Genomic DNA, 7,115 nt, shown 5'->3' on the forward strand with positions numbered 1-7,115 from the left:
GCTATTCGCGCTCGTCCGGCTTCGGGGGCATCTTCTGGGGCGGCAGGTCCAGCGCGGGCACCGCGCCTCGGGGACGCCGCGCCGGGGCCTTGGCGCCCTGCTCCGTCCCGGCGAGCTCGTTCCTGGCCGGTTCGGGCGCGTCCAGTTGGGCGAAGCTGTCCGCGCGCGCCGCCAGCCGCTGCGCGGAAGCCAGTTCGGCCTCGCGGTCCGCGAGCTTCTGCTGGAGGTCTTCCACCAGGGATTGGAGGAGCTCCAGCTCCGCGGCCAGCTCCAGCACGTCCTCGGGCTGGGAGGACACCTTGAGGGACTCCACGGTGGACAGGAGCTCGGCGCGCTCCGCCTCCAGCGCGTCCACGCGGGCCTTCTGGGACTGGAACCGGGCATCGAGGCCCCGGAGCTGTTCTTCGAGCTGGGAACGCTCCGTCTGGAGCAATGCGAGCTGTCCCGCGGCGCTGCCGTCGTGATTCTGGAGCTGCTGCGTGGCCACTTCGAGCGCCTGGGCCAGGCGGGTGCGCTCGGCGCGCTCGGCGTCGAGGATCCGGACGGCGTCGGTGGACGCGGCTTCCAGGGCGGTGACGCGGCCTTCCAGGCGGACCCGGGCGGCGCGGGCGACCGACAGGTCGGACTGGAGGCGCTCGCGGTCGGAGTCCGCGCGGGCGAGGCGCTCCTGGGCGGCCTGGAGCGTGGCCGCCCGCTCCGTCGCGGTGGTCAGGTCGGCGCGGAGCACCTCGAGCTGGGACGTGAGCTCGGCGACGCGGGATTCCAATGTGGCCCTGTCGGCCTGGGCGCGGTCCGCGGTGTCGGAGAGCTGGGCCGCGCGGTCGCTGGCCTCCGCCAGTTGCGCGTTGAGCCGCGCGGAGGCCTCGGCGAGCCGCGACTCCAGGTCCGCTCGCTGTGCTTCGAAGCGGGCGTCCAGGTCGGCCAGCCGGGTCTCGGACTCGGCGCGCTGTGCCTCGGCGTGGGCCACGACCTCCGCGAGCCGGGCCTCAAGTTCGCCACGCTGCGCTGCTGCGCGGGCCGTGACCTCCGCCAACTGCGCCTCCAGGGCCGCACGTTCGGTCTCGGTGCGAGCAGCAGCCTCCGCGAGCTGCTGCTCCGACTCCGCACGCTGAGCGTCGGAACGAGAGACAGCGTCCGCGAGCCGCGCTTCGAGCTCGGCACGCTGAGCGTCAGAACGCGCGAAGGCGTCCGCGAGCTGCTGCTCCGTCTCCGCGCGGAGCGCGTTGGCCCGTTCGTCAGCGTCGGCGAGTCGAGCTTCAAGCGATGCACGCTGAGCGTCGGACCGAGCGATGGCGTCCGCGAGTTGCGCTTCGAGTTCGGCGCGCTGGGCCTCCAGCTCGCTACGAGCGCGCGTCAGTCCCTCCGCGGAGTCGGTGAGCTGGGCCTCCAGCGCAATCGCCCTCGCCTGCTCCGAGGCGGCGGCCTCGGTCGCGCGGGCCAGCTCGTTCCGCAGCGTCTCCAGCGCGGCACGCTCGGCTTCGAGCGAGTTCTCCATCGCGGTGGCCTTGCCCGCGAAGCGCCGCGCCGTCTCGAGCTGCACCATGAGCAACTCGGCGTTCTCCCGCTGCGCCGCGAGCCGGTCTTGCGCATCCACCAACTCGGCGTCGAGCCGGGCGATGTGCATGCCCCGCTCGTGCAGGGCCGCCATCGCGTGCTGGAGCTGAGCCCCCAGGCGCATGGTCTCCTGCCGCGCGGCGCCCAGGTGCGCCAGCTCCTGCTGAGCGGCGGCCAAGGCGGTCCGTTCGCGGTCTCGGTCCGCCGCCAGCGCTTCGATTTCACCCTGTTGCCGCTCCGCCCGAGCAAGCGCGTCGTCCAGCTCACGTTCCACCGAGGAGAGCCGCTCCTTCGCGGCGGCTTCCTGCCGGGTCAGCGCCTCGCGAGCCTCGGCGGCCGACTCACTGACACGGCCCGCCTCCGCCTCACGCTCCGCGACCTGTTCACGCAGTTGGGTGACCTGCGTCTCCAGCGCCTCGATGATTCCCGCACGTTCAACAAGCTGGGCATCTGCCGCGCTCCGGGCCGACTCCAGGTCCGCCAGGGACTGAGCCAACGCGACCGCACGCGCCGCGTCCGACTCCTGCGCCGCGCGAGCCTCCGAGAGCTGGGACTCCAACGCCGAGCGCTGTTCCTTCGCGGTGTCCTCCGCCCACGTCCGCTCCGACTCCAGCCGCGTCACGGTCTCGCGCAGCTCCTGCTCGCGCGCCTCGGCCGCCAGGCGCTGCGCTTCGAGCGCGCGCTCCTGCTCGGCCATGACACGTTCGGCGGCAGCCAGGCGCTCCTGCCGGGACTGGTCGCGTTCGGACGTCTCCGTGCGCAGCGCTTGCAGCGCGGACTCCACATCGGCTCTCGTGCGCTGCTCGGCTTCGAGCAACGCGCGGGCCTGCGCCAACGCGGCTTCGGCCTCCGCACGGCCCTGCTGTTCGGACTCCAGCGCCGAGCGAGTCTGTCCGAGCGCGGCACCGGTATCAGCGCGCGTCTGCTGCTCGGCCTCGAGCGTCGCACGAGACTGCGACAAAGCAGACTCGGCCTGTGCGCGAGCCTGTTGCTCCGCCGCCAGCGCCTCACGGGCCTGGGCCAGGGCCGCCTCGATGGCCGCGCGAGCCTGCTGCTCCGTTGTGAGCGTCTCACGAGACCGCGCCAGGGAGGTCTCAAGCGCGATGAGCGTCTGCTGCTCCGCCGTCAGCGACTCTCGCGACTGCGACAGGGCCGTCTCAAGCTCGGCACGGGCCTGCTGGTCCGCCGCCAGCGCCGCGCGAGCCTGAGCCAGAACGGCTTCAGTCTCCGCGCGAGCCTGCTGCTCCGAGGTGAGCGCGGACACAGCCTCACGCTGAGCCTGCTGCTCCGCCGCGAACGCCTCGCGAGACTGAGCCAACAGGGCCTCGGCCTCGGCGCGTGCCTGCTGCTCCGCCGCGAACGCCTCGCGAGACTGAGCCAACAGGGCCTCGGCCTCGGAGCGTGCCTGCTGCTCCGCCGCGAACGCCTCGCGCGACTGAGCCAACAGGGCCGCGGCCTCGGAGCGTGCCTGCTGCTCCGCCGCGAACGCCTCGCGCGACTGAGCCAACAGGGCCGCGGTCCCGGCGCGTGCCTGCTGCTCCGCCGCGAACGCCTCGCGAGCCTGTGCCAGAACGGACTCGTTCTCCGAACGAGCCTGTTGCTCCGCCGCCAGCGCCTCACGGGTTTGAGTCAGGGCAGACGCGGTCTCCGCCCGAACCTGCTGCTCCGCCGCGAATGCCTCGCGCGACTCCGCCAGCACGGCTTCCGTCTCGGCGCGCGTCTGCTGTTCCTTCGCCAGCGCCGCGCGCGCCTCGGCCAAGGAAGCTTCGGCATCGGCCAGCGACTGCTGCTCCGCCCCGAGCGTCGCCCGGAGCTGCGCCAGCGCGGCCTCCGCCCCCGAGCGAGCCTGCTGCTCCACGCCAAGCAGGCCCTGCACGCGGGCCAGCTCGGCCTCGCCATCGCCGCGCCCCTGGCGTTCGACGTCCAGGTCCGTGCGAGCCTGCGCAAGCGCCTCCTGAGCCCGGACACGCTCTTCACGCTCGGAAGCCGCCTCGGCCTGGAGCCGGGTGACGACCTCGTCCGCGCCAAAGGCCCGCTCCCGCATCGCGGTGAGCTCCGCGGCCAGCCGCTCACGCTCCTCACGCTCGGCAGCAAGCGCCGTCTGGCCCCGAGCCTCGTGCCGAACCAGCGCCTCCTGGGCGGAGACCAGCTCCGCCTCGGTCCGGGCGCGCACCGCCAGCGCCTCATCCAGGCGAGCCTGAACCCCGACGAGCGACTCCTCCGCCTGCGCCCGCCGCTCCGCCTCCGCGGTGAGCGCAGCCTCCAGCCGCGCGCGCTCCTGCCCCTCTATTTGAAGCTGCGCCTGCGCGTCCCCGAGCGCCGCCTCCCACCGGGCGCGCCGCTCCTCCTCGGAAGCCAGCGCGCCCCGAACCTGGGTCAGCGTCAGGCGAGCCTCATCCAGCCCAGCCCGAGTCTCAACGAGCGTCGCCTCGGCATCGCCGCGCCGCGCCTGCTCGGCCTCGAGCTGCGCACGCAGCGCCTCCAACGCCCGCGCCCGCACCTCCTGCTCGGAGTCCAGCGAGCTCCGGACCTCCGCCAGGGAGGTCTCCAGGTCCGTGCGCCGAGCAACCTCCGCGTCCAACGCCTCACGGGTCCGCGAGAGCGTGGCCTCGGCCTCTGTCAGCCGCTGCGCCGCGCCCTCCAGCTTTCCACGCGCCAGCCGCAGCGCCTCTTCCACCGCGGCCCGGGCCTCACGCTCCGAGTCCAGCTCCCCGCGAACGCGCCCGAGCTGCTCCTCCGACACCTGCCATTCCAGGTGCGCGGACTCCAGCTCCTCGCGGGCGGCCTGAAGCGCGGCCTCCAGCTCCACCGCGCGCTCCGAGGACTGCCGCCCGGTGCGAGCGTGCGAGGACGCCTCTGCCTCCAGCTCCACCACGCGCCGGACCAGGGCCGCGCGCTCCTCCGCCAGCTCCTGCCGCCGAGCCTCGACCTCGCCCTTCGCGGAGACCTCATCGAGGACCTGCCGCTCCAGCGCCGTCGCCCGAGCCCGCGCGTCCTCCAGCTCGCGCTCCAGCGACGACAGCCGGGACTGGAGCTCGGCCCGCTCCGTCTCCAGCGCCTGCCCCAGGCGCTCCTCGGTCCGAGCGCGCTCCGCCTCCAGCGCCTCCAGCCGCTGCGAGGCCTGATGAAGCGACTCCTCCCACTTCTGCGCCGTGGCGCGCGCGGAGGCCTCCGCGTGCGTCAGGGCCTCCACCTCCTGGCCCAGGCGGGACTGCGACTCGCGAGCGGCGGCCAGCTCCGTCTCCAGGCCCCGGACCTCCGCCTGAAGCGACTCCAGCCGCGACTCGGCGTCCTTCCGCGCCCCCTCCGCCGAGGCCGTCCGCTGCCGCGCGTCCACCAGCTCCCGCGCCGTGCGCGCCAGCTCCGCGTCCTTCACGGAGACGGCAGCGCCCGCGTCCCGGGACGTCTCCGCCGCCCGCGCCGCCTCGGCCTTCAGGTGCTCCACGGCCGCCAGGGCCGCCGAGTACTGCTCCGCGATGCGCAGCTCCCGCTCGCGCGCGGCCTCCGCGGCCCGCCGGCGGTCCTCCGACTGCTCCACGGCGCGCTCGGCCGACAGCCGGTCCCGCTCGCGCTCGATGCGCAGCGTGGACTGCTCCTCCTGGAGCTCCCGCACCTGTGTGTACGCCTGCGTCAGCCGCTCGCGAGCCTCTTCTAGCGAGGCCGCCGTCTCCTCCCGGCGAGCGCGCTCCAGCCGCAGCGACTCCTGGGCCGCCAGCACCTGCACGCCCGCGTCCGCCTGGGCGCGCTGCGCGGCCTCCACCTCCAGCCGCTGCGCCGCCAGCCGCCGGTCCGCGTCGGCCAGCCGCTCCTGCGCCACCTGGAGCTCCAGCTCGCGGCGTCGCAGCTTGCCGGACAAATCATCCCGCTCGCGCTGGGCCTCCTGGCTGCCCCGCGCCTGCTCCAACTGCGCGGTGAGCCGGGCCACCTCCTCCCGGGCCGTCTCCAAGGAGGGGCGCAGCGACGCCGCCTCCGCCTCCCGGTCCGTCAGCTCCGCGCGGAGCTTCGTCAGCGCCTCCTTCAGCCGGCCGCTGCGCTCCTCCCAGGACTTCGCGCGCGCCACCACCTCATCGAGCTTGCCGCGCGTGAAGGCCAGCGGCTCGGGAGGCAGCTGCACCCACGTCGGGTCCACCACGCGCGCCGGGTCCTGCCCCGCCACCACCAGGAAGTAGGCGGCCTCGCTGTGGTTCACCAGGGTGCCGTCCACCTGGAGCCCTTCGCCCCGCTCGAAGGCGAGCTGGTAGCCCAGCACCGGGGACTGGGTGGCCACCTCCACCTGGGCGAAGTGGACCGACAGGGCGTCCAGCAGTTGACCATAGGTGGGCGGCACGCCCTCCTCGGCCTCCAGCAACTGGGGCAGCGCGAGCCCCGCGACGTTGCGCAGGCCGCCCACGAGGAAGCCCTGCTTCGTCACCAGCCGCGCCAGCTCCGCCAGCAGCTCCGGCGCCTTCACGTAGGGCGCCAGGTCGGCGACGAGCACCACATCGAAGCTGCCCGACTCGAAGTCGTCGTAGACGTTGGCCCGGAAGCGCAAGGCGGGACCGCCGTGCGCCTTCTGCGCGGCTTCGACGGCCGCTACATCCCTGTCGCACGACACGACCGCGCGGGCGCCTCGCTCCACGAGGAAGCGCGCGCTCTCGCCCCCGGTGGAGGCCACCGCGTCGACCTCCAGGACCCGTCGACGGGCGAAGAGGCTCTCCGCGAAAATGTAGCGGGGCAGCAGCTCGCTGGGCCCCAAGCGGCGGAATGTGTGGTGCATCGGTGTGTTCGGGAGTGGGAGTATACCCCCGGGCAGGCGCGCCCCAAGTTAAGCGCCGGGGCCGGAAATCGGCCTCGCGCTCGCACGTCAGGAGGGCAGGCGACATGAACGGAACGGAACAACAGGGATTCGGCTATCGGGCGCGGCGGACCTTCACGCGGCTGATCATCTTCACTCTCATCCTGGGCCTGGGCGGCGTGGTCGTCTTCCTGCTGTCCCAGCTCAACGCGCGCACCTTCACGCTGGCCCTCCATGACGGGCAGCTCGTGGTGATGAAGGGCCGCAACGCCCCCATGGGCGCGGTGCCCTATCGGACCGGGGACCCGCGGCTGGCGGACGCCTACGCGCCCGTCTCCATCGAAGGCCAGGACGTCTCGGCGCTCCTCACGCGCAAGTTCACCGACCGGGACGAGCTGGACCAGGCCCTGTTCCCCGTCCTGGAGGGCCTGGCCCGCCCACGCATCGCGTCGGACGAGCCGGCCCGGGTCGACCAGGGCCTCTACTACCTCCGCCGCGCGGAGAAGCTCTCCGGCATCACCGAGGAGCAGCGCCTGACGCTCCAGAAGCACATGGTGGACGTGGCCTACTACCAGGCCCGGCAGAAGCTGGAGGACGCCCGCCGGCTGGTCAGCGAGGCCCTCACCCAGCTCAAGCTGGCCGCGGAGAGCCAGAGCCGCCACGCGCGCAGCGCCAACCAGATGATGGCCGCCGTAGCCCCGCCGGCCCGGGAGCTGGAGGACTCGCTGCGGCGCGCCGTGCACACCCTCAGCGGCCCCCAGGCGGCCCCCCAGGCGCCGCCCCAGGC

The 7,115-nt window shown here is 73.8% G+C and carries 2 protein-coding genes; one reads left to right on the plus strand and one right to left on the minus strand.

Translation table 11 applies throughout. The features are described from left to right. Position 1: 1 nt before the first annotated feature. The gene (locus tag HV826_RS30655) at positions 2-6,310 is read right to left on the minus strand and encodes a methyltransferase domain-containing protein (RefSeq protein ID WP_176420609.1); all 6,309 of its coding nucleotides are present in this window, start codon (positions 6,308-6,310) and stop codon (positions 2-4) included. Between the two features lie 104 nt (positions 6,311-6,414). On the opposite strand from HV826_RS30655, the gene HV826_RS30660 reads away from it, so the two are divergent. Continuing rightward, positions 6,415-7,115: IF-2 protein (locus tag HV826_RS30660; protein WP_255217499.1), on the plus strand; the 701-nt coding region annotated here is incomplete at its 3' end.

The organism is Myxococcus sp. AM010, from assembly GCF_013372585.1.
GTDB lineage: Bacteria > Myxococcota > Myxococcia > Myxococcales > Myxococcaceae > Myxococcus > Myxococcus vastator.